The 26,154-nt window shown below is 66.3% G+C and carries 23 protein-coding genes and 1 pseudogene; 11 read left to right on the top strand and 13 right to left on the bottom strand.

Annotated features, from left to right (window positions below):
- Positions 1 to 10 precede the first annotated feature (10 nt).
- The gene (locus LDL48_RS10470) at positions 11 to 1,048 is read left to right on the top strand and encodes a hypothetical protein (RefSeq protein WP_225254851.1); all 1,038 of its coding nucleotides are present in this window, start codon (positions 11 to 13) and stop codon (positions 1,046 to 1,048) included.
- A gap of 74 nt (positions 1,049 to 1,122) precedes the next feature.
- Here LDL48_RS10470 and LDL48_RS10465 read toward each other — a convergent pair whose 3' ends face one another.
- The gene (locus LDL48_RS10465) at positions 1,123 to 1,338 is read right to left on the bottom strand and encodes a DUF397 domain-containing protein (protein WP_225254850.1); all 216 of its coding nucleotides are present in this window, start codon (positions 1,336 to 1,338) and stop codon (positions 1,123 to 1,125) included.
- Here LDL48_RS10465 and LDL48_RS45440 point away from each other — a divergent pair.
- Positions 1,337 to 2,716: pseudogene (locus LDL48_RS45440) on the top strand (NsdA family TPR-like regulatory protein); the annotation flags it as partial. The gene LDL48_RS10465 and the pseudogene LDL48_RS45440 overlap by 2 nt on opposite strands.
- A gap of 261 nt (positions 2,717 to 2,977) precedes the next feature.
- Here the strand turns inward: LDL48_RS45440 and LDL48_RS10455 are convergent.
- Together LDL48_RS10455 and LDL48_RS10450 are read right to left on the bottom strand one after the other, a co-directional pair.
- Positions 2,978 to 4,279, bottom strand: a complete 1,302-nt coding sequence (locus LDL48_RS10455; RefSeq protein WP_308016446.1) for a nucleotide sugar dehydrogenase — start codon at positions 4,277 to 4,279, stop codon at positions 2,978 to 2,980.
- Positions 4,276 to 6,084 (bottom strand): nucleoside-diphosphate sugar epimerase/dehydratase, encoded by a 1,809-nt coding sequence (locus LDL48_RS10450; RefSeq protein WP_225254849.1) that lies wholly within the window; start codon positions 6,082 to 6,084, stop codon positions 4,276 to 4,278. The genes LDL48_RS10455 and LDL48_RS10450 overlap by 4 nt, the downstream gene beginning before the upstream one ends.
- Positions 6,085 to 6,354: 270 nt before the next feature.
- On the opposite strand from LDL48_RS10450, the gene LDL48_RS10445 reads away from it, so the two are divergent.
- Complete coding sequence (locus LDL48_RS10445; RefSeq protein ID WP_225254848.1) at positions 6,355 to 7,926, top strand: tyrosine-protein kinase domain-containing protein; 1,572 nt, start codon at positions 6,355 to 6,357, stop codon at positions 7,924 to 7,926.
- Here the strand turns inward: LDL48_RS10445 and LDL48_RS10440 are convergent.
- Positions 7,910 to 8,494, bottom strand: a complete 585-nt coding sequence (locus LDL48_RS10440; RefSeq protein ID WP_225254847.1) for an arsenate-mycothiol transferase ArsC — start codon at positions 8,492 to 8,494, stop codon at positions 7,910 to 7,912. The two genes, LDL48_RS10445 and LDL48_RS10440, sit on opposite strands and share 17 nt — an antisense overlap.
- A 117-nt stretch (positions 8,495 to 8,611) precedes the next feature.
- Between LDL48_RS10440 and LDL48_RS10435 the strand changes: the two genes are divergently transcribed.
- The 6 genes from LDL48_RS10435 to LDL48_RS10410 all read left to right on the top strand — a co-directional run bounded on the left by LDL48_RS10435 (position 8,612) and on the right by LDL48_RS10410 (position 13,202).
- On the top strand, positions 8,612 to 9,295 hold the full coding sequence (locus tag LDL48_RS10435; protein WP_225254846.1) for a PIG-L deacetylase family protein: 684 nt from the start codon (positions 8,612 to 8,614) through the stop codon (positions 9,293 to 9,295).
- Positions 9,292 to 9,867 carry a sugar transferase gene (locus LDL48_RS10430; protein WP_225254845.1) on the top strand — a complete coding sequence of 192 codons (576 nt, stop codon included), beginning with the start codon at positions 9,292 to 9,294 and terminating at the stop codon, positions 9,865 to 9,867. The genes LDL48_RS10435 and LDL48_RS10430 overlap by 4 nt, the downstream gene beginning before the upstream one ends.
- Before the next feature lies 1 nt (position 9,868).
- On the top strand, positions 9,869 to 10,705 hold the full coding sequence (locus LDL48_RS10425) for a formyltransferase family protein (RefSeq protein ID WP_225254844.1): 837 nt from the start codon (positions 9,869 to 9,871) through the stop codon (positions 10,703 to 10,705).
- Positions 10,698 to 11,648, top strand: coding sequence for an NAD-dependent epimerase/dehydratase family protein (locus LDL48_RS10420; protein ID WP_225254843.1), 951 nt, complete (start codon positions 10,698 to 10,700; stop codon positions 11,646 to 11,648). The genes LDL48_RS10425 and LDL48_RS10420 overlap by 8 nt, the downstream gene beginning before the upstream one ends.
- 577 nt (positions 11,649 to 12,225) lie before the next feature.
- Complete coding sequence (locus LDL48_RS10415; protein WP_225254842.1) at positions 12,226 to 13,011, top strand: helix-turn-helix domain-containing protein; 786 nt, start codon at positions 12,226 to 12,228, stop codon at positions 13,009 to 13,011.
- Entirely contained in the window at positions 13,002 to 13,202 is a 201-nt protein-coding gene (locus LDL48_RS10410) for a DUF397 domain-containing protein (protein ID WP_225254841.1), read from the top strand. The genes LDL48_RS10415 and LDL48_RS10410 overlap by 10 nt, the downstream gene beginning before the upstream one ends.
- A 98-nt stretch (positions 13,203 to 13,300) precedes the next feature.
- Here LDL48_RS10410 and LDL48_RS10405 read toward each other — a convergent pair whose 3' ends face one another.
- The 9 genes from LDL48_RS10405 to LDL48_RS10365 all read right to left on the bottom strand — a co-directional run bounded on the left by LDL48_RS10405 (position 13,301) and on the right by LDL48_RS10365 (position 23,466).
- Positions 13,301 to 14,446: an O-antigen ligase family protein gene (locus LDL48_RS10405; RefSeq protein ID WP_225254840.1), complete on the bottom strand. Its 1,146-nt coding sequence runs from the start codon at positions 14,444 to 14,446 to the stop codon at positions 13,301 to 13,303.
- Positions 14,447 to 14,601: 155 nt separating this feature from the next.
- Positions 14,602 to 16,086: a lipopolysaccharide biosynthesis protein gene (locus LDL48_RS10400; protein WP_225254839.1), complete on the bottom strand. Its 1,485-nt coding sequence runs from the start codon at positions 16,084 to 16,086 to the stop codon at positions 14,602 to 14,604.
- Positions 16,086 to 17,240: a glycosyltransferase gene (locus tag LDL48_RS10395; protein ID WP_225254838.1), complete on the bottom strand. Its 1,155-nt coding sequence runs from the start codon at positions 17,238 to 17,240 to the stop codon at positions 16,086 to 16,088. Before LDL48_RS10395 ends, LDL48_RS10400 begins: the two co-directional genes overlap by 1 nt.
- On the bottom strand, positions 17,227 to 17,691 hold the full coding sequence (locus LDL48_RS44450; RefSeq protein ID WP_225254837.1) for an acyltransferase: 465 nt from the start codon (positions 17,689 to 17,691) through the stop codon (positions 17,227 to 17,229). Before LDL48_RS44450 ends, LDL48_RS10395 begins: the two co-directional genes overlap by 14 nt.
- Before the next feature lie 40 nt (positions 17,692 to 17,731).
- The gene (locus LDL48_RS10385; protein ID WP_225254836.1) at positions 17,732 to 18,943 is read right to left on the bottom strand and encodes a glycosyltransferase; all 1,212 of its coding nucleotides are present in this window, start codon (positions 18,941 to 18,943) and stop codon (positions 17,732 to 17,734) included.
- Positions 18,940 to 20,088, bottom strand: coding sequence for a non-hydrolyzing UDP-N-acetylglucosamine 2-epimerase (wecB, locus tag LDL48_RS10380; protein ID WP_225254835.1), 1,149 nt, complete (start codon positions 20,086 to 20,088; stop codon positions 18,940 to 18,942). The genes LDL48_RS10385 and wecB overlap by 4 nt, the downstream gene beginning before the upstream one ends.
- Positions 20,085 to 21,329 (bottom strand): glycosyltransferase family 4 protein, encoded by a 1,245-nt coding sequence (locus LDL48_RS10375; RefSeq protein ID WP_225254834.1) that lies wholly within the window; start codon positions 21,327 to 21,329, stop codon positions 20,085 to 20,087. The genes wecB and LDL48_RS10375 overlap by 4 nt, the downstream gene beginning before the upstream one ends.
- Positions 21,329 to 22,420 (bottom strand): polysaccharide biosynthesis C-terminal domain-containing protein, encoded by a 1,092-nt coding sequence (locus tag LDL48_RS10370; RefSeq protein WP_225254833.1) that lies wholly within the window; start codon positions 22,418 to 22,420, stop codon positions 21,329 to 21,331. The genes LDL48_RS10375 and LDL48_RS10370 overlap by 1 nt, the downstream gene beginning before the upstream one ends.
- Positions 22,417 to 23,466: a polysaccharide biosynthesis protein gene (locus tag LDL48_RS10365; protein WP_255627932.1), complete on the bottom strand. Its 1,050-nt coding sequence runs from the start codon at positions 23,464 to 23,466 to the stop codon at positions 22,417 to 22,419. The genes LDL48_RS10370 and LDL48_RS10365 overlap by 4 nt, the downstream gene beginning before the upstream one ends.
- Positions 23,467 to 23,777: 311 nt before the next feature.
- On the opposite strand from LDL48_RS10365, the gene LDL48_RS44445 reads away from it, so the two are divergent.
- On the top strand, positions 23,778 to 25,694 hold the full coding sequence (locus LDL48_RS44445; RefSeq protein ID WP_225254831.1) for a DUF4012 domain-containing protein: 1,917 nt from the start codon (positions 23,778 to 23,780) through the stop codon (positions 25,692 to 25,694).
- Positions 25,695 to 25,749: 55 nt separating this feature from the next.
- Positions 25,750 to 26,154: hypothetical protein (locus LDL48_RS10355; protein WP_225254830.1), on the top strand; the 405-nt coding region annotated here is incomplete at its 3' end.

Here is a 26,154-nt window from a genome sequence, read left to right as displayed (position 1 = left end):
CGGGGGATGCATGCGAACGTTGCTCTGGTCGCTACTGGCGGCACTGTTGATCGGAACGACCGGCGGGGCCGCGCAGGCGGACCGCGGCCCGGTCGATCGGACCACCCTGCCCGGGGAGACGAGTTTCCGCCCCGGCGCCGGCCTCGTCCGGATCGTCGGCACCACGCTCACGCTGGCGGCCGGTGAATCGCGTCATCTGCGCGGGCGGCTGGAAGCGACGAGCGACACGAAGGACGTGGTCGCGATGAACGCGACCGTCCGATGCCTGGCCGGACCGGTCCAGGTCGGCGTCTCCGCCAGCTCGTCGCGCAACCACGAGGGGTACGACACCACGTACTACGCCCTCGACGGCCACCTGCCGCTCTACGCCGACCTGTTGTTCACCGCCCCGGCGGCCGGGACCTACGAGTGCGGCCTGTACGGCGTGACCGCCAGCACCTCGAACCCGGACTACACGCTCACCGCCGTGCCCGGCCGCACCTGGCTGGAGGCGAGCCGTACCGATCAGGCCGGGGCGCACTGGTGGCAGAACCCGGTGTGCGACAGCATCGGCAGTTCGCCGACCTGCTCCTACATCGGCCCGGGCCAGCCCGGCCACGCGTTCGTGTTCTACGAGCCCGGCCTCCCGCACGACCAGTGGACCCCCGGACCCGGCACGACCGCGGTGCAGGCGTCCGCGAACGTCACGCTGACCACCTGCTACCGGCTCACCGCGTCCTGCTCACCGTCCCGGGTGCCGGAGGCGGACCGGCTCCCGCGCGGACCGGAGAGCAGGTCCGTGGTCCGGCTCAGGCTCGAGGCGCTCCAGATGAACGCCGCGGGCTCCCACACGTGCCACACCAACGCCACCGCGCCGTCCACCGCACAGATCATGGACGACGCGCACCACTACACCGCGTACCTGGCGCTGCCGGACATCCCGGTCCGGCCGGACTGCGGTCGCGTGTTCATGCTGCGGGTGTTCGTGGAACACGTGTCGGGAAGCCCCGTCAAGATCGACGGCCTGCAGTCCACCTCGCTCACCAACGGCATGATGCTGAACCTCTGATACGTGGCCGGCCGTACGACGGCCGGCCGTGCGACGACCGGCGGATCGACTCCGGCCGTCGCCTTCCCCGGCGCTCACGCAGGTTCGTCGAACTCCCCGTCCCGCACGCCGCCGGCGAACGCCGACCACTCCGGCCGGGTGAACAGCAGCGCCGGCCCCGACGGGTCCTTGCTGTCCCGCACCGCGACACCGGTCGGCACGAACGCCACCTCAACACAGTTGTTGCCGCCGTTGCCGTTGCTGCGGCTGCTCTTGCGCCAGCGCACCGGTCCCATCTCATCAGCGAACATGAAACTCTCCTTCGATCAGCCATCGGCCGGTCGGTTACCGGCTAGTCAGTCACTTTTCGCTGCATCGACGGACGGGAACATGACGCTGCGCCGCCGTTCGACTGCCGTTTCCGCGGTCGCTTCGGTCCCGGCGCAGCGGGCACGCCTTCGTTGTGGGACACCGTCGGAGGAAGGAGCCACGATGGGGGATCAACCAGAGCCGGATACCGTTTTGGAGTGGGAACTGCGCCGCCGGCACTGGGGCCGCGAGGAGGCGCTCGCCGAGTTGGCACGTACCGCACGGGAGATGGGCATCCGCAGCTTCGGGCTGAGCCTGCGGCAGCTCGACCGGTGGCTGGCGGGTGAGGTGCGGGCGCCCCGTGGCCCGGCGTGCCGGGTGACGGAGCGGCTGTTCGGCCGGCCGATCGAGGTGCTGCTCGGTCCCCCGAACCCGCCGCGCCGAACCCTGACCGCATCGTCGCGGCCACCCGGCGACGAACGGCCGTTGACCCGCCGGGCGGCCGCGCAGGCGCGGTCGCACGCCCGTTCGGCGGCCGCCGCGTCGGTCGACGCGGTCAGCGTGGAGACGTTGCATTCGGAGGTACGCCGGCTCGCCCGCGGATACGCCACCACGCCGCCGCTGGCACTGCTCGCCGACCTGGTGGAGACCCGGGAGGGGGCGTACCGGCTGCTCCAGCTCACCCGCCGGCCGGGCGACCTGACCGATCTCTACCTGATCGCCGGGCAGGTGTGCGGCCTGGCGGCGACGACGTCCTGGGACCTGGGCGACGCCGAGGCCGCGGACGACCTCGCCGCCGCCGCGTGGACGTACGCCGAACTGTGCCGCCACCCCACCCTGCGGGCCTGGGTACGCGGCGTGCAGGCGACCACGGCGTTCTGGTCCGGCCGCCCGGCCGAGGGACTCCGGCTGGCCGAGGACGGCCTGCGCTACGCCGGCGGGTCGACGGCCGTGCGGTTGCACGCGATCGGCGCTCGCGCCTCGGCGATGCTGCCGGGCGGCGCCGAACGCGCGGTGCTGGCGCTGCGTCGCGCGGCCGACGCCCGCGAGCACGACCGGGGCGCCGACGAGCTGAGCGACGGCGTCGGCGGGGAGTTCGGCTTCCCGCCGACCCGGCTGGAGTTGTGTGCCGGTGCGGTGTTCCTCCGCCTGGGCGACGGCATACCGGCGGCCCGGCATTCCCGGGAGGCCCTGCAGCTGTTCGAGCGCACCCCGCCGGCCCAGCGGCGCTGGGCGGTCCGGCACGGTGCGCTGATCGACCTGGCCACCGCGCGGGCCCAGCAGGGCGACCTCGAGGGTGCCGCGGACGCGCTGGGCCCGGCGCTGGCGCTGGACCCGGACCGGCGTACCGCCCGGCTGTCCGGCCGGTTGCAGACGCTGCGGCGGGTGGTGGGTGACTCGCCGGGGCGTACCACCGGGGTGGGCCGGGAGTTGATCGAGGCGGTCGACGACTGGACCGCCGACGCGCTGATCCGGGCTCCACTGACCACGCCGTTCGCCGCTCACTCCACCGTGGGGGCAGCCAGCGCCGCTGCCGGGCCGGATCCGTGCCAGACATGGGTCCGGCCCGGCGTATCCGGCGCTATCGGCCGGGCCCTCCGAACGCCCCAGTTCCCCCCACGCAACGTCCCCGAGGTGCGGTCAGAGCCGCGCGGAACGGTCCCCCGGCAGGCGGTACGTCGTGTCCAGCACCGCCGGCACCTCGTCCAGCCAGGACGTGTCCGTCCCCGGGTGCAGGGTGTGCGCCACCACCAGATCCCAGGTCTCCCCCTCCGGCGCCGGCACGCTCTTCACCTCGCCGTCGGACAACGCCACCACCGGAACCAGGTCGTCGCTGAACGACACCTCGGCCCCCGCCCGGCGCAGCCGCTCGATGATCTCCAGCGCCGGCGACTCCCGGACGTCCGCGATCCCCGGCTTGTACGCCACCCCCAGGATCAGCACCCGGGCCCCGGCCACCGCCCGGCCCGTTCCGGCGAGCACCTCCCCCACCCGGCGCACCACCTGACCGGGCCGCGCCGCCACCGCGGTCATCGCGGTCTCGATCAGCGGTGCGCTCACCCGGTCCGCCCGCAACTGCCAGAGCAGGTAGTGCGGATCGCACGGAATGCAGTGCCCGCCCACCCCCGGCCCGGGGAAGAACGGCATGAACCCGTACGGCTTGGTGGCCGCCGCGTCGATCACCTCGGTGATGTCCAGCCCCAGGCCCCGGCTGATGTCCGCGAACTCGTTGGCCATCGAGATGTTCACCGCACGGAACGTGTTCTCGTACAGCTTGGTCATCTCCGCGGCCTCGACGCTGCTCACCGGGTGCACGAAGCTGGCGCACCGCTCCAGCAGCGCCGCGGTGCGGCGCACGCACTCCCGGCTGACGCCGCCCACCACCCGCGGCACCGCCTTCTGCGGGTGCCGCTCGTTGCCCGGGTCGATCCGCTCCGGCGCGAACGACACGAACACGTCCCGGCCCACCTCGAGGCCGCGGGCCCGCAGCGGCTCGACCAGGAAGTCGCGGGTGCAGCCGACGTAGGTGGTCGAGGTCAGGATCAGGGTCTGCCCGGGTACGGCCTGCGCCACCACGCTGCGGCACGCGGCCTCCAGGGGTGCCAGGTCGGGCGCCAGGTGATGGTTGATCGGGGTGGGTACGCAGATCAGCACGGACTCGGCCGCCGACACCCGCCGCGGGTCCACGGACAGCTCGAACGCGCCGGTGTCGGCGAGCGCCTCCGGCAGCCGCACGTGGTCGGCGGCGAGCAGGTCGACCTCACCGGCCCGGATGTCGTCGACCCGCTTCCGGCTGATGTCCAGGCCGAGGACGCGCTGCCCGGCGGCGTGCATGGCGAGCGCGGTGGGCAGGCCGACGTAGCCGAGCCCGACCACCGCGACGTCGTGGCGGAAACGCGCGCGGGGCGCCGCGACGGAGACGTGTTCGAGGAAGGTGGTCACGAGAGGTTTCCCATTCGGAGAAGGTTCGTTGCGCTGCGGTCGGCCGGGCCGTCGCACAGCTCGGCCAGGTCCTTCACCAGTCCGGCGCTTTCGCTGTACGGGGACAGCAGCCGCGCCTCGTACGGGTCCAGCGGCGGCACCGCCACGTGCGAGATCAGCGGGTGGAACGGGCGGGTGTCCTCCTCGCCCAGGCCGAACAGTTCCTCGTGCAGCTTCTCGCCGGCCAGCAGTCCGGTGTAGACGATCTCGACGGGCCGGTCGGCCTGCTCGGCCATCTGCCGCGCGACCTGCGCGATCCGCACCGGCTTGCCCATCTCCAGCACCAGCGCCTCACCGTCCCGGCCGATCGCGGCGGCCTGGATGACCAGCTGGACGGCCTCCTGCACGGTCATGAAGTACCGGCTGACCTCGGGGTCGGTGACGGTGATCGGCCCGCCGGCGGCGACCTGCGCGGCGAACGCGGTCAGCACCGAACCCCGGCTGCCGAGCACGTTGCCGAACCGCACGCTCAGGTACGTACCCTCGGCGGTCGTGCTGGCGTGGGCGGTGAGCCGCTCGGTGACCCGCTTCGAGTAGCCGAGCACGTTGCACGGGTTGGCGGCCTTGTCGGTGGAGATGTTCACGAACCGTTCGACGCCCGCGGCGGCGCACGCCTCCAGCACGGTCTGGGTGCCCCAGACGTTGCTCTTCACGGCCTCGCCGGGGTAGCTCTCCAGCAGCGCGACGTGCTTGAGCGCGGCCGCGTGGAAGACGATCTGCGGCCGCCGCTCGGCGAAGATCTCCGCCACGCCCTGCTCGTCGCGCAGGTCGGCGAGGATCAGGTCCGGGCTGTCCAGCTGGGCGCGGCCGTGCAACGACAACTGCACGGCGTGCAGCGCCGACTCGTCCCGGTCCAGCATCATCAGCTCGGCCACGTCGAACCGGTGCAGCTGCCGGCACAGTTCCGACCCGATCGAGCCGCCGGCGCCGGTGACCAGCACCCGCTTGCCCTTCAGGTAGCTCGCGATGGTCTCCAGGTCGGTGTCGATCTGGTGCCGCCCGAGCAGGTCGCTGACCTTGACGTCGCGCACGTCCGCCGAGCTGACGGTGTCGCCGAGCAGTTCGTTCACGGACGGCACCACCTTGAACGCGGCGCCCGCGTCCAGCGCGGTCCGCCGGATCTCCCGGATCACCGCGGCGTCCACATTCGCCACCGCGAAGATCACCGTCCGGGCGCCGGTCGCGGCCAGCACGTCCGGGATGTCGTGCCGGTTGCCGCGGACCGCGACGCCGCAGACCCGCAGGTGCCGCTTGCCCGGGTCGTCGTCGATCAGCCCGACCGGCAGGTACCTGCTGTTCGGGTCGCGCACCAGCGAGCGCACCAGGCGCTGGCCCGCCTCACCGGCGCCGAACAGCAGCGCCGGGGTGGCCTGGGTGACGTCCGGCCGCATCCGCCGTTCGTGCTGCAGCCGGCGCAGATACCGCACCCCGAACATGATCACCAATGCGACCGGGCCGCCGACCAGAGTGGCGCTGAGCGGCACCGGCCGGCTCGGAATCATCAGGTCGATGGTGAAGAGCACGACGACGACCGACAGCGCCGTGGTGAAGACCGCCCGGACCTCTTCGAACGTGCCGAAGCCGTACCGGCCACGGTAGAGGAACTGATGGTGGCCGATCGCGGTGTGCAGCACGATCGCCACGAGGACCGCCACGGCGGTCGCGGTCAGCGGTGCGGCCGCGAGGTCGAGGTCGTGCCGCGCCACGATCGCCGCGCTCAGGCCCAGCGCCCACGCGCCGGCGTCCACCAGCCACGGCGCCCGCATCCGAGCCTTTTGAGCAGGGCTTTTCGGCGTACTGATCGGCTCTTCCTCATTCATCCGTGACCTCTTAAGAGTGAATTCCGAAAACCGTCGGAGTTTCTGCGCGGTCAACCATCATCAAAGGCGCTATACGCCGTTAGTTCTGCTGAGCCGCGTTGCGCGACGGGCTCACTGAAGGGACAACGCGCGAGCCCCAGGCCGGATACACGCAGTTCGGGCGAGAGAGCTTGACCACTCGGCGGATACCGGGGCATAAACGGAGGAGGCAATCCATTGGACCTGCGCGACTATCTACGCGCCGTTCGGAAAAGGTGGTGGCTGGTCGTCGGGGCGGTAGCCGTCGCGGTCGGGGTAGCGGCCACGGTCACCCTGCTCACCCCTCCGAGGTACGCCGCTTCGGTGACGTTCTTCGTCAGCACCCGCGGTTCCGAGGTCACCCAGGCGTTCCAGGGCGGCCAGTTCGCGCAACAGCGGGTCAAGTCGTACGTGGACGTGCTGACCAGTAACCGGCTCGCCCAGTCGGTCGCCACCGCCAACCCGAACGGCCTCACCGCCGAGGACGTCCAGGCCCAGATCACCGCGCAGGTGGTGCCGGACACCGTGCTGGTCCAGGCCACCGTGACGGACGTGAACCGGGCCCGCGCCCTGCAGGTCGCGCAGACGCTCGCCGACGAGTTCCCCAAGCTGATCGGCACGCTGGAGACGCCGCCCGGCTCGAAGACCCCGACCGTGGGCGTCCAGATCATCGCCGAGCCGAAGCTGGCCGGCGCGCCCGTCTCACCCCAGCCGGTCCGCAACGTCGGCCTGGCCGTGGCGCTCGGCCTGATCATCGGGGTGGCCGCGGCCGCCCTGCGGGAGACCCTGGACAGCACCATCCGCTCCCCCGAGGTGCTGCACAAGGCGGCCGGCGCACCGGTGCTCAGCGCCATCCCGCTCGACCGCAAGGCGGACAAGTCCCCGCTGATCACCGAGGGCAGCGCCCAGTCCACCCGCGCCGAGGCGATGCGCCAGCTGCGCACCAACCTGCAGTTCGTCAACGTGGACCGGCCGCTGCGCAGCCTGGTGGTGAGCAGCGCCCTGCCCGGCGAGGGCAAGTCGACGACGGTCTGCAACCTCGGCATCGCGTTCGCCGAGGCCGGCAAGCGGGTCATCATCATCGACGCCGACCTGCGCCGCCCGAAGATCGCCGAGTACCTCGGCCTGGAGGGCGCGGTCGGCCTGACCAACGTGCTGGCCGGCCAGGCCAACATCCGCGAGGTGGTGCAGGCCTGGGGCAGCAGCGGCCTCTGGGTGCTGCCCAGCGGTTCCGTCCCGCCGAACCCCAGCGAGCTGCTCGGCTCCGGCAACATGGCCGACCTGCTGACCGCCCTGGGCAGCGCGTTCGACGTCATCATCATCGACACGCCGCCGCTGCTCCCGGTCACCGACGCCGCCGTGATGTCCACCGTGGCCGACGGCTGCCTGCTGGTGTCCCGGCACGGCAAGACCACCGTCTCCCAGGCCACCTCGGCCGCCGCCACGCTGGCCAAGGTCAACGCGAAGCTGCACGGCTGCGTGCTGAACATGTCCCCGGCCAAGAGCGGCGGCGCCTACGCCTACTACAGCTACACCACCGAGGACGTACCCTCCGGCCTGCAGACGCCCACGACGGCGGCCTCCCCGCTGCCGCGGTCCCCGTTCCCCACCCGCCCCACGGCGGCGACCGCGAACCCGTCGCCGACCGCCGGCCGGCACGGCCGACGCGCCCTGGCCGACTCACCCACCACCGACCTGCGGGTCTACCGCACCGAACCGACCCGGTACGAGGGCACCGCCTCGGTGCAGGACGTCAGGCCGCAGCGATGACCCCGACCACCGTGCTCAGCGACCGCCACACGTCCTCGGCGCAGACCCGGAACGCCTCGATCGGCTGGTTCACCGGGTCGGGCAGGTCGTCTTCGTCCCCGGGTACGGCCGGAACGGTGTGCCGCACCGCGTTGATGCCGTCCACCAGCCCGTGCAGCCGCTGCGGCACGGTCCCGGGCAGTGCGGCCGGCACGGCAACGGCGAGGCGGGCGAACTGCCGCAGCGTGAACGTCCGGCGCACGGCGCCGGGCGCGAGTGTCACGCAGGCGGCGCGCTGCTCGCGCGCCGCGGTCAACACCAGGTCCGCGTCGGCCAGGACCCCTACATCGACGGTACGGGTGACGAATCCGCCCGACTCGATCCCGCATTCGCCGAGCACCTCCGCGCTGCCGGGGTGCATCGGCGATCCCGGGTACGCCCGGGTCCCCGCACTCGACACGGCCACGGACGCCGCGGCGGCCGGGCCGAACGCATCGTCGAACGCCCGCCGCGCGAGCCGCTCCGCGAGCGGGGAACGGCACAGATTGGCATGGCAGACAAAAAGAATTCGGAATCGCTCGGTGTACACGATCGTGTGATTTCCATCCGGTGTATTCGCGGGCCCTCAGAAAGGCCTCGGGCCGACGGCCCGCAGCGACGGTACACCGGCCACAACCGGTACAGAACACAAGGAAGGGTATGACCGATGAGCATTCTCGTCGTTGTCGCGCACCCCGATGACGAGGTTCTCGGATTCGGCGCATCAGGTGCGTTGTACGCGTCCCGAGGTGTTCCCGTACGCGCCTGCATCGCCGTTTCCAAGGCGGCCGCCCGCAGGCAGCGTCCGGACACCGACAAGCTGACCGACGACATCCACGCCGCCCAGCAGGTACTGGGTTTCGGCAGGCCGATCCTGGGCGATTTCCCGAACATCCAGCTGAACACGATCCCGCACCTGGAACTCGTGCAGTTCATCGAGTCGGCCATCCGCGAGACCGCGGCCGACACGATCGTCACCCACCACGCCGGCGACATCAACGACGACCACCGCCAGGTCGCGCGAGCCTGCCAGGCGGCGGCGCGGCTCGCGCAGCGCTCGCCGGGCACCCTCCGGCTCCGGTCGCTGATGTCCATGGAGGTGCTGTCCTCCACCGACTGGCAGTTCCCCGGAACCGCACCGGTCTTCACCCCCACCACCTTCATCGAGGTGGGCGAGCAGTACCTCCAGCGCAAGATCGACGCGCTGGGCAGCTACGAGGCGGTCATGCGGCCGTACCCGCATCCGCGCAGCACCGAAGCGCTGCGCGCGCTGGCCACGGTGCGGGGGGCGCAGTCCGGCACCTACCTGGCCGAGGCGTTCGAGACGTCCTTCCGGGTGGTGAACCCGTGAGGCACCTCTATCCCCGCTACGGCAAGCGGATCCTCGACGCGGTGGTGGCCGGCCTGATCGGCCTGGTCAGCCTGCCGGCCGGCCTGCTCGCCGCCCTGCTGGTACGCCTCGACGACGGCGCCGCCGCGCTGTTCCGCCAACAACGCCTCGGCCGCGGCGGCCGCACCTTCACCATCTTCAAGTTCCGCAGCATGGCGATCGGCACCGCCCACGTCTCCTCGGCCGAGGCGGGCACGCTGCCGATCACCCGGGTCGGCCGCTTCCTGCGCCGGACCAACCTGGACGAGATCCCGCAGCTGTGGAACGTCATCCGCGGCGACATGAGCCTGGTCGGACCGCGCCCGGCGCTACCCACCCAGACCCAGCTGGCCCAGCTGCGCTCCGCCTCCGGCGCGCTCAACGTGCGGCCCGGCCTGACCGGCCTGGCCCAGGTCAACGCGTACGACGGGATGACCGAACAGGAGAAGGCCGCCTGGGACGCGAAGTACGCCGCGTCGCTGTCGTTCACCCGGGACATCTCGATCCTGCTGCGCACCTTCCTGTACCTGCTCAAGCCACCGCCGAGGTACTGACATGCGATTCGGCTTCGTCACCTGCGTGCAGCTCGGCCTGACCTGCATGGAAACCATCTACAAGGTGGGCGGATCGCTCGACCTGGCGGTCACCCTGCCGGACGACCGGGCGACCGCGAAGTCCGGCCGGATCTACCTGGACGACTTCAGCGCCCGGCACGGCATCGACCTGGTGAAGGCGCCGAACGTCAACGACGCCGCGGTCATCGACGCGGTCCGCGAACGCCGCATCGACTGGCTGTTCATCATCGGCTGGTCCCAGATCGCCCGCCGCGAACTGCTGGACGCGCCGACCCGCGGGGTGCTGGGCATGCACCCGACGCTGCTGCCGGAGGGCCGCGGCCGGGCCGCGGTGCCGTGGGCCATCCTCAAGGGCCTGCCGGAGACTGGAGTCACCCTCTTCAAGCTGGACGAGGGCGTGGACACCGGACCGATCGTGGCGCAGCAGCGCATCCCGATGCACGACACGATCACCGCGACCGAGCTGTACGCCGACGTGGAACGCGCCCACAGCACGTTGCTCGCCGACGCCTGGCCCGGCCTGGTCACCGACCGGCTCCCCCTAGTCTGTCAGGATCCCGCCGCCGGAAGTTCCTGGCCCGGCCGGTCCCCCGCCGACGGCGAGATCCGCCGGGACCTGACCGTCGACCAGGCCCTGACGCTGGTCCGCGCCACCTGCCGGCCCTACCCCGGGGCCTTCGTCCGGCGCGACGACACCGTGCTGCGCGTGTGGTCCGCCGTGCCACACCAGCCACGTTCGGGCCGGCCGGAGATCGTCCTCGCGGACGGCTCGATCGACGCAGTCGATTACCAGATCGAAGTGGACAACCATGGGTGAACGCATCGCCGTGATCGGCGCCAGCGGCTTCATCGGCGGTGCGGTGATCGCCCGGCTCGAGAAGTCCGACCACGCGTACCGATCGATCCGGGCCCCTCGCCTGCGGTGGCAGCCGGAGCTGCCCACGTCGGTCGACACCCGTGCGCCACACCTCCCGCAGCAGGAGATCGACTCGCTGGCGGCGGCGCTCTCCGGGGCGGACGTCGTCATCAACGCGGCCGGCATGGCCAAGGCGGATTCGCCGGCCACCCCGGACATCTTCGGCGCCAACGCCCTCATGCCACTCGTGGCGGCACGAGCCGCCGCGGCCGCCGGAGTGCCGCGCTACATCCACGTCAGTTCCATCTCCGTGCAGGCCAACGACCGGCTCGACGAATCCGACCGGGTCACACCGTTCTCCGCGTACTCGCTCTCCCGCGCCATCGGGGAACGGCTGCTGCTGACGGAGACCGACCCGAACACGGTCATCTACCGGCCGGCCGGGGTGCACGGCCCCCGCCAGTCGAACACCCGGGCGATCGTCACCATCGCCCAGTCGCTAGCGGCCTGCGTTGCCGGAGACGGCTCGAACCCCACCCCACAGGCGCTGGTCGAGGAAACCGCCGAAGCCCTGCTCTTCGTCAGCAGGTTCGCCGGTCCCGTACCCCGCATCCTGTTGCATCCGCACAACGGCATGACCACCGGTTCCCTGCTGCGCATCCTGGGCGGCAAGGAGCCGATCCACCTGCCCTACCGGCCGACCCGCACACTCGTCACCGGGCTACTCCGCAGCACGCGGACCAACATCCGCCTCCACAGCAACGCCCGCCGCCTGGAAATGCTCCTGTGCGGCAGAGACCAGGACCCCACCTGGCTGAGCCAGAACGGCTACGCGCCGCCGCTGGACACCGACCAGTGGACCAAGCTCGCCCTCGCCGTGCGTGGCGACTCCGCACCACGCTGACAGCCATCACGGCCGCGTGTCGGTTGTCCGGGCCCGCTGCCCCGGCGTGAGGTGACCGGCCCGCCCGTACTGAACCTGGGGATACAGGGCGGTAGCCTGATTCGCCCACAAGGCGGTGCCCGCACCGCGCGAGGCATAGCGCAGACGCACCCGTTCGAGCCGTGCGTCGACGCAGGGCCAGACCAGACCGCAGAGACACCGCCGACGGCCGAAGATCCAATGTCGCCGTTTGTGTGTGGTCAAGGCTTCTCCCAGAGGGCACGCGACCTGACGTGATCGCGCCGTGCGCGCAAGGCGCCGGCACGAAGCGCAGATGGGTCCACATCCGCGCTGCGGCCGTGACGGACCACGGTTCTGGTGCTCGCAGGGATAGTGCGAAGGGGCCGCCCTAGTGGGGGTCGGGCGGCCCCGGCCGCGAAGTCTGACCTTGGCTTCGGGTGAGCCACACGGTCCAACTCGCCGCTGATGACATGGTGGTACGGCTATCGATAGGTTCGGAAGTATCGAGACCTACACCGTCGCCCTGTAAGAGTTCCCGACACCGTTGTACAGGAGTGTGCAGATGGCGCCACCTCCGATGTTGGACCTGTTCGCTGGCGAGCTGCGCAGGCTGCGGACAGCGGCGGGACTCTCTCAGGAGGCGCTAGCCGAGAAGATCAATTTCTCTCCATCGTTGGTGGCCGCAGTCGAGCAATGCCGCCGCCCGCCTCGCCGGGAGTTCACCCAGAAGTGCGATGAGGTGCTGAGCAGTGCTGGACTACTACTCCGCATCCGCGACGCGATCGTCCGAGAATCTGTGGTCCCTTGGTTCCGCGAGTGGGCCGCGATCGAACGGGAGGCGCGGGCGCTGCGGTCATTCCAACCGCTGGTCCTCCCTGGCCTGTTCCAGACCCAGGACTATGCGTACGCCCTCTGCGCAACAGGGAGCCCCCTGCCCGCCGAGGAGGTCGACCAAATCGTGGCCGGCCGGATGGCGCGGCAGGAGGTTTTGACCAGAACACCTCCGCCGTTGCTCGTCGCCGTCGTCGACTACACCGTCCTGGAGCGGCCGATCGGCGGACCACAGACCATGCGGGAGCAGTTGCACAGGCTGATCGAGTTGGGCGAGCGGCCGAACATCCACATCCATGTCGTACCGAAGGCAGTCGGCGGCTACACCGGCCTGAGTGGTCCGTTCGTCCTCGCCTCGCCGTTCGAAGGGAACGACGTCGCCTACCTTGACAACCAGATCAAGGGCACGGTGGTCGACCTGGCAGCGGAAGTACGGATCTTGAACGAAGCATGGGAAGCAGTGCGGGCGGAGGCGTTGCCCAAGCGGCAGACTCTCTCGATGATCTCGGAGGCCGCGAACCAATGGACTTGACCAACGCCAGGTGGCGCAAGAGTTCCATCAGCAGCGGCAACGGCGGCGACTGTGTCGAGGTCGCCAGCAACCTGCCAAACCTGATAGCGGTCCGTGACTCCAAGGAACCGGCTGGGCCGGTCCTGCTATTCGGTCGACGCGGCTGGCAGGCGTTTCTCGACGGCCTCAAGAGCGGTGACTTCGACCGCTGACGTCGCAAATCGCGCTGGCGATTGGTCGCTAGAAGCCTCTTTCGGAACCGCGGCAGAGAGCGTGCCGCCCACCCAGTTTAAAAGCCCTCTCTGGGGAACTATCGATTTCGGGGCTCAACTTGTGAACGCTCAACTCGACCCCAACTAGCTTGCTTCTTCGATCCAGAAGACTCTATGGGGAAGCCGCTAATCCTATCCGAGGACTTCCAAGATATAAGTCCAACGACAAGCATCACCCAGGTCATTCTGTTGCCATTAACGTCGCTCGAAGTTTGAGCAACGGAAAACCAATAGATTCCCAATCCCAAGAGCGCAGCAGATTCGAGGCTGACCGAATTTCGAATAAACCCCACGAGCGCATAGAATGCGAATACCACGAATGCAATCGCGGCCAGCCAACCACCCTCGACGGCAATCTCTAGGAAGATGTTGTGGGGGTATACCGACGTGCCGCCATCAACTCCCCAAAAACTCCGAGGGACCTGGAAGCCTCCCCAACCAACTCCGAACGGGCTCTTGGGAATCTCCCGAAGTGCTACATCGAACAGATATTCCCTCGCCACGTCCTCTTGGTCGCCCAATAGGAAAAGCCGAATCCGATCACTCGCAGCCGTCGGAGAGACCGTCACGAAAGCGCCTAGGGCTAAGAACCCTCCAATCAGTTGCGCCGAGGCCGAAACCCTCCGTCCCTTAAACCGCCGCGCCAACACGACAGCAAAGGCGACCGAAAAAAGAACAGAGATCATAGGGCCGCGGCTGCCGACAGCCAATGTGAACGCGGTTCCCACCGCCGCCGCCGCCCACCAGATCCAACGGTACTTCCCGCCCCCAAGCGCTATCAGGGCAGCAATCACGACGCTAGCGCCGAGGACGCGCGCAGTGCCAATAGCTGTCTGACCATCCAAATTCAGCCGACCAAAAATCTCCTGTGCCATTCGGTCGGGGAACAAGGTTGTCGCTACTGCCATTACAAAAGCCAAGGCGAGGCTGATTCCTAGGAGCCACCTCTGAGCCTGCAACCCCCCGTACACTAAGCAAGGCATCACTGCACAGAGGAGTGTTACCGTGCCTAAGTTGAAGGCCTTCTCGAGCGGAATGCCACTGCCGAAAGTCACGGCGACGCCCGCGGCGAACGCAAGCCACAGGCCAACAACGAGCGGCAATACGGTGGGCGCAGCCCATCGAGCCCGCGAACCAACCAGCACGATCAATCCTGCACACACGGCGGCGAGCAGGAGCGTCACGTCAATTGGTAAGGTCCGCAAACCAGGCATACCCTTGAAATAGCCTGAGTATGCCAGAAGGACTAGGGGAATCAACATCAGTGGAGCGGTACCGCGCCAAGCCTCTGCACCGCCTTCGAGGCGACTCGCATTGACACACAAATCTTGAGCCCTCATCACACTCGGGCCTTCTTTGCTACCCGAACGAGGCCGAAGACTTGAGGCATAAATGCAAGCAGGGCGAGGCTCAAGCAAACCATCAATACAAACGCACCCATGAAAAACTTGGTCGGACCCGCGGTAACTGCACCGATCGGCAACAGAACGGCCGCCAAGAGACTCACGCTTCCTGCGTAGAACGTCAGCAAGCTCAGACGTCCGCGATTGACTAAACCAAGGCAGACTGTAGAGAGGACAGCTTTCCATGCAACAAGACACAGCGCTATCAGAGCTGGGTCGTCATTCATTGCACTGAGCGCCGCGATGCCAGTCCCGGCTACATCCGCAAGGTTCAACCACACGCTCCTCCAACTTCTCCCAGAAGCCGAAAGATAGGAGTCAGCCAACGTGATCAAGAATCGAGACGGCAGGGAGGCCAATAGAATCATCAAAGTGACGGCCGCGGCGTGCCACTCATTCGGCATGAGCACCTCTGCGGGCGCCAATAGCATATATCCGACGGCGATCATCGACGTGACCAATAGAATGGTGCTGTGCGCGATCCTGCCAAACAGGACTGGACGGAGAGCATCTCCAGCGCTCGACAGCTCTGCTACAGCGGATCGATAGAGCGTAGAACTTATCAGTGCTGCGATCCCCGCGGTGCATTGGAACGATATGAAGTAGATTCCAACCGTGGCCGGCGATGCCAACATGGAGGCTACAAACGTATCTACCTGGGTTGGTACAAGCTGCACCACGCTCTGGGCCGCCCAAGGCATCCGTTCACCTAAAGAGACACGCTCAGGACACTCTTCCTTCGCGCTCTCCCAATACCTCGACTTCGGAAGCAGTAGAAGAATGACAATAAGAGAATAGGCGATCATAGAGACAGCAAAAGCCGAGGCGGAATGGGTGTAGTATGCCACCGCTAGGCCGACCAAGGCACGCAGGATGCCTGCAACCACCTGCGCAAAAGCGACTGAACGTGTCTTGTCGTTCTTCAAAGCGCCGGCGAAAAGCACGTTGACGCAGCCAAGAAGCGGTAGATTCAGGACAGAGATCAGAATCAACATAGCCACTGAACCGCGCCCAGCAATAGCATAGGCAAGAGCAATTGCGGTACCGGGAATAAACAGAAGACAGTTCAGACGAAGCGACCGTGATAGTGACGCGCGGAGCCCTTTGGTTCGTTGAGTCAGATAGAGGTTGACCTCACCGAAGTTCAAAAGTCCGGTTAGGATGATGGTGGCAGATACAGCGGTCGCCCAGGCACCGAAGTCCTCGGGATCCAGCCAAATCGCGAAAGATACTTGCGCAGCGAGTGATAATCCTTGCATAAGCGCAGCACTCGCAGATAGAACTGCTACACCGCGAAGGAGTCTGCGCAGCCTAGAACTTGCCTCGAGCTTAGGTTCTGCCTCTTGCGACAGCTGTGGGGAACGGTCGCCGAGGATTCCGGCAGACGGGCGTTGTTGGCGACGCTTTACGAGCGCCCTCATCATCCGAGCTTGGTCTCTACATCGCCCAAGACGGCTTCTACGATCCGACGGGCGTGCGCCGAGGAAGACCAGTTATCCTCTATCTCGGCCCGGCATCTTGATGCAATATCAGATCGGCCACGCTCAAGCCTAGGCAGCCATCGCTCGATGACGACTGCGAGGTCCTCGGCGGACCCATCCGCAAAGAAGTCACCCGTCACTCCCGGTAGAATCGCTGCCGTCTCTGGACCTTGATTTTGAATTGCGTCGCTAGTTATTACCGGCACTCCATACGAGAGACTTTGAATCGTGGTCAGGCCGGCCTTAGCAGGAATAACAGTTAGTGTAGTCCTACTGTAGACCTGCTCAAGGACGTATCGCGAGTAGGTTGCGCCCAAAGTTCTCAGGTCAACGTTACGGATCGCCGCTTCGTGTTCGATCTTCGGCCGCGCCTGGCCTTCGCCAACTAGCACGAAGACCACATCTCTGCCCTTCGACGCAAGAATCTCGATTGCGCGAAGTAGAATATCGAAGCGTCGTTGGTCATCCACACGGATCACGGCGCTGATGACCGTTTCGTCGCGTGCGGGTAAGATCTTTCTTAGATCGGCATCGTCCTGTTCGGCCTCAGCTGAGGTTAGGTGCGACTCATAACTGTTTCCGATTACCGATATACGATTCGCGGGATATCCCGCCTCGATGCCGATGCGTGCATTTTCCTGACTATAAAGCAACAGGCGGTGGGCAATTCTGTAGAACAGAAGTCGTACACACCGCTTCAGTCCGCCTTCAGGCCGATGCCAACCGATTGTCCAGAAATAAACGCGCCTTCTCGTCAAACGTGCCAACATCGCTCCGAGCCACGTCGTTAAGTACGCGGCATCGCCTAGGAAAATGACAATCTGGTACTGCTTCGTCATTAGCATCCGCAACAGACCTGATTGCCACAGCGCTTGGCCACGCCAGATATTTCGGACAGCCTTGAACCGTTTGAAGTTGCATGCCGGGATTGCTGGAATCGAGCCGTCCCGGGACGCTACGTCTGCAATGAACGTTACTTCTAGAGCGGAGTGGTGATCCAGATGCTTGAAAACACCATACCTGTAATGTGGCAGGTGCTGATAAACCACTAGGACGTTCGCAGCCGTCTGGTTTTCGGTCTCAATCTTCTTCATAGCGTGACTTAACTGGTCGAGCCGGCCTTCCGACACAGATCATGTCCTCAGGCATATCATTTGTCACAAGCGAGCCAGCACCTATAATTGCACCTCGCCCGATCGTTACATCTCCGAGGATTATGGATCCATACCCAATTAAATTATTCCCGTCGAGCCTGACCGTAGGTATGGGGAGTGGACCTTGGCTTTGAATTTCTTTGGTTGGATCATTAAAAGAGTGATCATTGCCAATAAATGCGACTGAGCTCGAGATCATAATGTTGTCGCCGATAACAGCGTTGGTCATGCAATCGAAGTTCCGCCCGATTGAAACCTTGTCGCCGATTTTGACTGTTCGGCCACGCGCGAGACGAAAAGAAGGACCAACGACGAAATCCGAGCCATAGCTGATGCTGTTGCCGAAGCCGCACCTCGCTCTCAACCGCCTGGCGAAACGAACTGCGTCCACCAACAGTGCTGTGAACGGGGAGCTGATACCCACTCTTACCTCAATCCCCCAAGCCGGACGGACTACTCTCTCCACGACGGCTTGGTAGGCCATCAACAAGTGTGTTTTCAAAGGCCGAAGGGTCTAGGAGTCCTTCTGCCTTTCGGATTGATCCTTGGAAGACGGTTGGATTCTGCATTAGTGCAGCAATCCCTTCCCTAACTCCCTCGACAGTCAAATCGACGACGTGGCCCAAGCCTAGTTCTCTGACGAGCTTAGTAAGCCACGGTGACCCACCGGCAATAACCGGAACACCCAACCTAACCGCAGAGATCAGGGTGGCGCTTGGATCGTCATTCTCGTAGGTCAAAACTACAGCGTCGCAGGCTGCGAGATGCTCGCCGATTTCGACTTCCTTTAGATAGGCATCAACTCGTTTGATCCTTGACTTTCCCTGCTTACGCATTGCATTGCCTATTAGGGCCGAGGAGCGCTCATCGGCTGGGCCTGCAATTAGTAGTTGAGCGGAGGCTGGCAGAAGCTCTAGTGCACCGAGCGTGAGCTCGGGACGCTTGTAAGCATTTATCATGCCTACCAGGCCAACTAGGAAGGTGCTTTTATCGACGCCCAGGCGTTCGCGGATGGAGGCTCTGTCCGAAAGGGTTAGATCCGGAGGGGGATTACGAACTGGCTTGAGGCTGCGGAACCCTTTCCGTTCCCGCATCAGCCCGAAGGCGTCCGTCAAGAAATATGTAGATGTGTTCGGCCAAACCCTCGGAAGCAGCAGGACAAGGGCCTTCTTGATGTGCCACGAAAGAACAGTACTCAAGCCTCTAGCTGGGGCCGCCGTCCGCATCATTAGGATCGAAAGCGGCGGGAGCTCCCGTCTCCTAGAAAGCAATGCATAGCGGTTCAGCGCCGCTATGACAGTGTCGCCGTCTAGAACGAAGACATGATTGACTCGTTTTTCCAATACCGCGTTAACGGCCAGCTTGATAAAATTGGCTACGCGGTCCTCGCGTTTCCCTACCGGGAGGTGTTGCACCTTCCCGGAGGCGAGTTCGTCGCTTATATGCACGCTGAATTCTTTTGCTCCGTCATGCGGTGGCGTGATCAGAAGCATCGGAGCTGGCAGACTTCTAGCTAGTCGGCGGACGAACATAAGTCGGTGGCCAGCAACTCCGAACTGGATCACGGCGACGCCGGCTTGAGCCGGGCGCTCAACTGATGCTATCGGCGGGGCGTCCGTGGTCGAGGGGATTCGGTCAGTCAACGGATATCCGCTCCAGATCTCATTTCCCTGATCCCCGCCCAGCTCCGGTGCAGGGCGGCGGTCGAAACAACGTAGTTGACGACGCGGTTTCCGAAGTCTTGGACTAGATAGTCCGGAGGAATCTGGCGAACCCTGCGATACTCTTTGCGCGTTGCGATTTCAATTCCTGCTACGACTTCTTCTGGACGCAGCCGCACCATCAGAATGTTCGCGTTATCGAGAGCTTCTGGGCGCTCAATAGAGTCTCGCATAGTTATTGCAGGGAATCCCATTATCGCCGACTCCTCGGCGATGGTCCCACTATCGGAGAGCGTACACGTCGCATTCAATTGGAGATGACAATAGTCGAAGAATCCGAACGGCTCAAGAAAACGGATTCCATCGAAGAGACTGGGATCATTGATTATTCCCGCGAGGCGTTTACGCGTACGCGGATGGGTCGAGACCACGAGAGGAAGATTCCATCCGTCGCGCACGGCCCGGAGGCACGCCAACAATTGATCTAGGCGCTCCGGATCGTCGACATTTTCCTCCCGATGTGCACTAACGAGGAAGTATTCCCCCGAGTGCAAACCCAGACGGTCTAGCACGTTACTCGCATCGATTTTGGGTCGATAGAAGTCCAGGACCTCCCGCATCGGTGACCCCGTGTGCATGATGCGGCGTGGGTGCAATCCTTCTGCCAGTAGGTTGCGCCGCGCGTGTTCGGTATAGACGAGGTTGAAGTCGCTGACGTGGTCGACCATGCGCCGGTTCGTTTCCTCCGGCACGTTCAGGTCGAAGCATCGGTTGCCGGCCTCCATGTGGTAGACCGGCACCTTCATCCGGCGGGCCATCAGCGCAGCGATGCAGCTGTTCGTGTCGCCGAGGACCAGCAGCGCGTCTGGCCGCTCCTCCTTGATGGCTTCCTCGACGCCAGCCAGCACCCCGCCCAGCACCCGCCCGAGCGAGGACGTGTCCACGCCGAGGAAGCGGTCCGGCTTCCGGAGTTCCAACTCCTCGAAGAAGATGTCGCTCAGCATCGGGTCCCAGTTCTGGCCGGTGTGGACCAAGACGTGGTCGACGGTTTCGTCGAGCAGGCTGATGACTCGGGAGAGTCGGATGATTTCCGGCCTGGTCCCGACAACGGTCATGACCTTGGTCATCGTTTTCTTCTCTCTCGTGCCGCGGCGACTAGCGCCTTCTCTAGCTGGTCGACGCCGGATCGCTTCGACATGTCGATCCGGTAGGCGTCACGTGCTCGGTCTCCCATCGCGGCTCTCTCCGTTGGGGAGAGCCGCGATGCCTGGGCGAACCGTTCCGCGAGCGCCTGCCAGTCCTCGGGTGGGCAGGTGAAGCCCGCTCCGCTCCGCTTGACCAGAGCCGCCGTGTCTCCCGGCGCGGCGGCGACGACCGGCGCACCGCAGGCCAGCGCCGCTTGCAGCTTCGACGGGACGGCGCCGTGGAAGATCGGAAGATCGCGAATCGTGAGGAGTTGGAAGTCGGCGGCGGCCACCAGGTCGGCCATCTCGCTCGGGGGGCGGCGTCCCAGGAATCGGACGTTCCCCGCGCCTAGCCGGTCGACCAGGTTTCGCGCCTCCTGCTCAACCAGCCCCGATCCGACGAACACGAGGTCGATGTCACTGGACGTCTCGACCGAGGCGGCGGCTCGGATGCTGCCCTCGATGTCCTGGAACGGGCCGAGGTTGCCGCCGTACATCACTACGGTCCGGCCCTGCCGTCTGACCTCACGCTTCGCGGACTCGCTCGGCTCGACCGGACGGAAGAGTTCTTCGTCGGTCCAGTTGAGCACGACGCTGACCTTCGACGGCTCGGCGCCGCGTTCGATGATCAGGTCGCGCATCGACGGTGCGATGGCGACGACCCCGCTGGAGGCGCTGTAGATGCTGCGCATCATCCGGTGGAGAGCGCGGTACGCGAGTTTGCCGACGGCGCCGCTCGGCGCCATGGACGACGCGGTCACCGATTCCGGCCACAGGTCCTGCACGTGCACCACGGACGGGGTCCCACGCAGCAGACGCAGGATGGCCGGCGCGGCGAAGACCGTCGCCGGTGTCAGGTAGACGTACACGACGTCCACGTCTTTGAGGTATCGCAGACCGGCCATGGTGCTGGTCGCGGCGAAGGAGAAGTAGTTGGCGGCCCGGCGCACGGCCGAGGAGTCGTGGCTGGCGTAGAGCGGGACTCGCCTGGTGGTCAGGTTGCCGTCGACCGTGCGGTCATTCCACCGCTGCCGGTATCCGGCGTAGATCTTGCCGTCCGGATAGTTCGGGAAGCCGGTCAGCACCCGCACCTCGTGACCTCGAACCGCGAGTTCCGCGGCGAGGTTCTGCGGGATGAACCAGGGCTCAGGGGAGTACCACTGTGAGACGATGCCGACCTTCATCAGACCGGCTCGGGGTACGTGTCGGGATTGACCGGGTCGAAGAGGTCGTTCGACCAGAAGAGCGTGGTGAGCTCACCATCGCCGACGTTGGTGATGTTGTGTGCCCACATCGTCGGCATATCAACGATGACCGGCTCGTCTCCGGACACTCGGAAGCGCAAGACCTCGTCGTGCAGCACACGGCGCAGGCAAATCTCGGCGTCGCCCCGCACCACGACGAAGCGTTCCACCTTGGCCAGGTGGAAATGCTGGCCACGGGTCACGCCTGGCACCGTCGACGAGCAGAAGGTCTGGCCTCCGCCGCCATGAACCTTTACTGCCTCGACCAGCCCGCCTCGCGCGTCGGTGTGCTTGGCCAGCGGAAGCGGTGCAGGGGGAAGTTGCGAGCGGTACGTATTGAACAGCCTGACGTCGAAGCGACTGCCGAGTGGCGGAATCTCGCCGGTCCGGTAGATGTCCGCGAAGGTAGTGAGCTGTTCGGCCAGACGTGTCACGCTTCGGCGCGCCATCGGCACCTCGGCTTCACCATCGACCACCCCGAGGAGGATCGCTGCGGCGTCCGTGATGTGCAGCAGATCGAGTTCGCGGTCGCCGGTGACCTGCGGAACGCCGCCGTCGGCCAGTAGCCGGCAGAAGGTGGCGATCACCGAGTTGTAGTTCGGACGCCCGTGCTCGCCGAAGAGGTTCGGTAGGAGCACATCTTCGAACTCGGAGCCGAACCAGCGCGTGGTCTCCGCTAGCAGCACCGCCGCAGTGGCCTTGCCGTCGCCGTATGGCGTGCCGTTCCCGGCTTGAATGGAGTTCGCGTAGACGACCTTCTTGGGCGGTGTTCCGCACGCACGGAGTCCGGCCGTCAACTGGCGGGCCAGTGCGACGTTGCCTTCCGCGACATCACTGGGCTCACCACGATTGATACCAGCCATGTGGATGACACGGTCGGCGCCGCTGATCAGGCTGGCGAGCCGATTCGGCTGGGCCAGGACGTCCCGGGTGACGACGATCGGCTCGGGCATCCGCAGCGCTCTCGCGAGGACGCGAACGTGCCAGCCGAGGAAACCGCCGGCACCGGTAAGGACCACGGGCCGCGTCATGCCGCGGCCACCGGCTCGAAGGGGCGACCGGCGGCGGCGAGCTGACCGCGCACCTCTGGCAAGGTCAGCAGCAACGCTTCCACCTCGGGAACGCTGAGCCGCGGCGCGTTGTTGGAGTCGAAATCGAAGATTGCCTCGCGTTCGAGTTCACCTTCATCGGTGTAGAGCGAGTAGTTCAGGTCGCGGCTGTCGATCGCTACCCGGAAGAAATCTCCGAAGTCGGTGGCCCGTTCCAGTTCCTCGCGGCTGGCGAGGGTTTCGGCCATTTTCTCGCCGTGCCGGATGCCGAGGATGTTCATCTTGAACGGCGCGCCGAACAGGTTGCACAACGCCTCACCCAGGTCGGCGACCGTGCTGGCACTCGCCTTACGGATGAAAATGTCGCCGGGGGTCGCGTGGGTGAATGCGTGCTCGACCAGGTCCACCGAATCGGACAGCGACATCAGGAATCGAGTCATTCTCGGTTCGGTCACGGTGATCGGTTCGCCGGCCTTGATCTGCTCGATGAAGAGCGGGATCACCGAGCCACGCGAGTACATGACGTTGCCGTACCGGACGCACGACACGTTCGTCGCGGCGGTCGGGTTGTTGCGGGCGTGCGCCTGGGCGACCTTCTCCATCAGCGCCTTGCTCATGCCCATGGCGTTGATCGGCTGCACGGCCTTGTCGGTGCTGAGGAAGACCGCGGAACGGACCTCGTGGCGCTCGCAGGCGTCGATCACGTTCGCGCTGCCCAGCACGTTGGTGCGGATCGCTTCGATCGGGAAGAACTCGCAGCTGGGCACCTGCTTGAGGGCTGCGGCGTGGAAGACGTACCCGACTCCGCGCACCGCCTTGCCGACGGAGTCCGCGTCGCGGACGTCGCCGACGTAGAAGCGGACCCGGTCGTCGCGCAGCCGGCGCCGCAGGTCGTCCTGCTTGGCCTCGTCCCGGCTGAGGATCCGGACTTCACCGGCGCCGGCGGCGAGCAGTCTCGCCACCATGGTCTGTCCGAACGAGCCGGTGCCACCGGTGATCAGGAAGCGTTGGTCGGAAAGCGAGGGCAACAAAGGAGGTTCCTCCCGTTCACCCGCCGACGGCGGGCATCGCTGGGAAACGATCGATTCTCTGACGACCAACGAGTCCCGGCGGACGGGGTATCGGACTTGCCCTAAACGATTCGGCCGCCCTGCGATCCGCCACGAAATTCACTACAAAGGGGTAAGCCGAACACCCCCTGGACGGCCACGCCGTTAGCCAAAAAAGGCTGAGCCTCGGCCAGCAACGGCCGCGTCACCTTGCGCTTCTGCGCGGAGCGTCTTATTCATCTTCTGATGCGCTTGGTGCGCATCTGTCATCCCAAGGGGATATACCAGCTGTGCAGAACGCAGATCATTCCGGCAGCGAGTCCGCCGGTCCGGACCGCTACGCCTTCACACCCCCGGAGCCGGCCGTCGGAGTTCCGCCGCAGATCAAGTTCAAGAAGGTACGCCGGGTGCGCACGGCTGCGCCGCTGCACGGCGCCCCGAAACGCCGGAAGCGGTGGGTCTGGGGTATCGCGGCCGGCCTGGCCCTGGTGCTGGCGGTCGGAGCCGGGCTCGTCGGATTGCAGGGGGTACGCGCGAAGGGCCACCTGCAGACGGCTGCCGGGCTGTTCGTGCAGCTGCAGCAGCAGATCCGCAACGCGGACGTGGCGGCGGCGAAGGGCACCCTCGCGGCCCTGCAGATCGAGACGAAGGCGGCGCGGGAGGAGACCGGCGGGATCGGCTGGACGGTCGCCGGCTGGCTGCCGTTCCTCGGCGACGACGTGCGGGCCGTCCGGACCGTGTCCGCCGTACTCGATGATCTTGCTGCTCGGGGGTTGCCGTCGCTGCTCGACGTGGCGTCGGGGCTGGACCCGGCGGCGCTGTCCCCACGCGACGGTCGCATCGACCTCAGCTCGCTGACCACGGCCGGGCCGCGGATCACCGCGGGGCTGGAGGTGATCCGGCGGGCGCAGGCGGACGTGGCGGAGATCCGTACCGATGATCTGGTCGGACAGCTCGGCGACGCGGTCCGGCAGCTGACCGACGGCCTGGACAAGGCGGAGGGCCTGACCGCGACCGCCGACCGTGCGGCGCGGCTGCTTCCGCCGATGCTCGGCACGGACGGGCCGCGCACCTACATGCTGCTGTTCCAGAACCCCGCGGAGGTGCGCGCCACCGGCGGAATGCCCGGCGCCTACATCGTGCTCCGGGCCGACGGCGGCGCGATCAGCATCACCGGCCAGGGCACCGCGACCGGGAGCCTGAAGGTGTTCGACGCCCCGGTGCTGCCGCTCGGCGACGAGATGGTCGGGCTGTACACCGACCGGCCGGGCGTCTTCCCCGCGGACGTGAACCTCACCCCGGACTTCCCCACCGCGGCGGCGCTGGCCCGGGCCATGTACCAGAAGCGGTCCGGCGTCGCCGTCGACGGCGTGCTGGCCACCGACCCGGTGGCCCTGTCCTACCTGCTGCGGGTGACCGGCGCGGTGAAGGTGCCCAAGGGCGCGCCGCTGACCAGTGAGAACGCGGTCCGGGTGCTGCTCAGCGAGGCGTACGCGAAGTATCCCGACCCGGCCGAGCAGGACGCCTACTTCGCCGGCGCGGCTCGCGCGATCTTCGAAGCGCTGCTCAAGGGCCAGGGTGAACCGCAAGGCATGATCACCGAACTGGCCCGCGCGGCCGGCGAACGCCGGCTGCTGCTGTGGAGCAACCACCAGCAGGAACAGGCCAGCCTCGCCGGGACCGTCCTGGCCGGACGGCTGCCCGCCGACGACGGCGCGGCGCCCACCGTGGGCGTGTTCCTCAACGACGGCAGCGGCGCGAAGCTCAGCTACTACCTCACCCAGGCAGCCGAGCTGGGCGTCGGCGCGTGCACCGGCGAGGGCGGCCGGGAGCTGCACCTGAAGCTCACGGTCGGCTCGACCGCACCGGGCGGCGGTCTGCCCGCCTACGTGACGGGGATGGCGCTGTCCGGTGCCCCGTACACCTCGCGGACCAACGTCATGATCTTCAGCCCCACCGGTGGCGGCGTGGTGGGGGTCGTACACAACGGTAAGGAGGTGGAGTTCGGCACCGGGCTCGAACGTGGCCGGGGGGTGGGCATCGTCACCGTGGACCTGCCACCCGGAACCAGCAAGACGTACGACGTGACGATCCAGACCGGCACTCTGCCCGCGGCCGAGGCCGCGCTGACGCCCCGGTTGTGGACCACGCCCGGGGTACGGCCCTGGAGGACGGCCGTGAAATCCGGGGATCGGTGCGCCACGTAACACCACTCGAATCGTTGGACATATACCTGCATTTTCACAATGGAAAGAGGCAGTCATGAGCCGCAATCGGGCTTCAGCTGTGTTGTCTGCCCTGGTCGCCATGCTGGCGATGACGGCGGGCCTGCTCGCGTTCACCACCAGCCCGGCGTCGGCCACTCCGCGCGGGCCCTACCCGCCGCCGCCGCCGTCGCTGGTCGTCAACAAGGGCGTCGTGAAGTACGGCGTCACGGTGAAGGCGAAGGGCAGCAAGTACGCCAAGAAGGAGAAGGTGTACATCACCGTCTACTTCAAGGCGAAGGGCTCCAAGAAGACCAAGGTCGTCAAGACCGCGAAGGTCTACACGGACAAGAACGGCAAGTTCAGCATCAACGTCAAGATGTCGAAGCCCGGCACCGTGCAGATCAAGGCAACGGGCAAGACGTCCAAGAAGACGGCGACCGTCATGGTCTACGTCCTCGAC

This window comes from Jidongwangia harbinensis (genome assembly GCF_020216025.1).
GTDB lineage: Bacteria > Actinomycetota > Actinomycetes > Mycobacteriales > Micromonosporaceae > Actinoplanes > Actinoplanes harbinensis.
Note: the sequence above shows the minus strand (reverse complement) of the source record. Positions and strands in the feature narration are given on the sequence as shown.

What these genes read in the sequence shown, in the direction of transcription:
- LDL48_RS10425 (WP_225254844.1), top strand. Translation starts at nt 9,869, where the DNA reads ATGCGATTCGGCTTCGTCACCTGCGTGCAGCTCGGCCTGACCTGCATG.
- LDL48_RS10465 (WP_225254850.1), bottom strand. Translation starts at nt 1,338, where the DNA reads ATGTTCGCTGATGAGATGGGACCGGTGCGCTGGCGCAAGAGCAGCCGC.
- LDL48_RS10450 (WP_225254849.1), bottom strand. Translation starts at nt 6,084, where the DNA reads ATGCGGGCGCCGTGGCTGGTGGACGCCGGCGCGTGGGCGCTGGGCCTG.
- LDL48_RS10410 (WP_225254841.1), top strand. Translation starts at nt 13,002, where the DNA reads ATGGACTTGACCAACGCCAGGTGGCGCAAGAGTTCCATCAGCAGCGGC.
- LDL48_RS10400 (WP_225254839.1), bottom strand. Translation starts at nt 16,086, where the DNA reads ATGAGGGCGCTCGTAAAGCGTCGCCAACAACGCCCGTCTGCCGGAATC.
- LDL48_RS10395 (WP_225254838.1), bottom strand. Translation starts at nt 17,240, where the DNA reads ATGAAGAAGATTGAGACCGAAAACCAGACGGCTGCGAACGTCCTAGTG.
- LDL48_RS10435 (WP_225254846.1), top strand. Translation starts at nt 8,612, where the DNA reads ATGAGCATTCTCGTCGTTGTCGCGCACCCCGATGACGAGGTTCTCGGA.
- LDL48_RS10470 (WP_225254851.1), top strand. Translation starts at nt 11, where the DNA reads ATGCGAACGTTGCTCTGGTCGCTACTGGCGGCACTGTTGATCGGAACG.
- LDL48_RS10370 (WP_225254833.1), bottom strand. Translation starts at nt 22,420, where the DNA reads ATGACGCGGCCCGTGGTCCTTACCGGTGCCGGCGGTTTCCTCGGCTGG.
- LDL48_RS10415 (WP_225254842.1), top strand. Translation starts at nt 12,226, where the DNA reads ATGTTGGACCTGTTCGCTGGCGAGCTGCGCAGGCTGCGGACAGCGGCG.
- LDL48_RS10420 (WP_225254843.1), top strand. Translation starts at nt 10,698, where the DNA reads ATGGGTGAACGCATCGCCGTGATCGGCGCCAGCGGCTTCATCGGCGGT.
- LDL48_RS10375 (WP_225254834.1), bottom strand. Translation starts at nt 21,329, where the DNA reads ATGAAGGTCGGCATCGTCTCACAGTGGTACTCCCCTGAGCCCTGGTTC.
- wecB (WP_225254835.1), bottom strand. Translation starts at nt 20,088, where the DNA reads ATGACCAAGGTCATGACCGTTGTCGGGACCAGGCCGGAAATCATCCGA.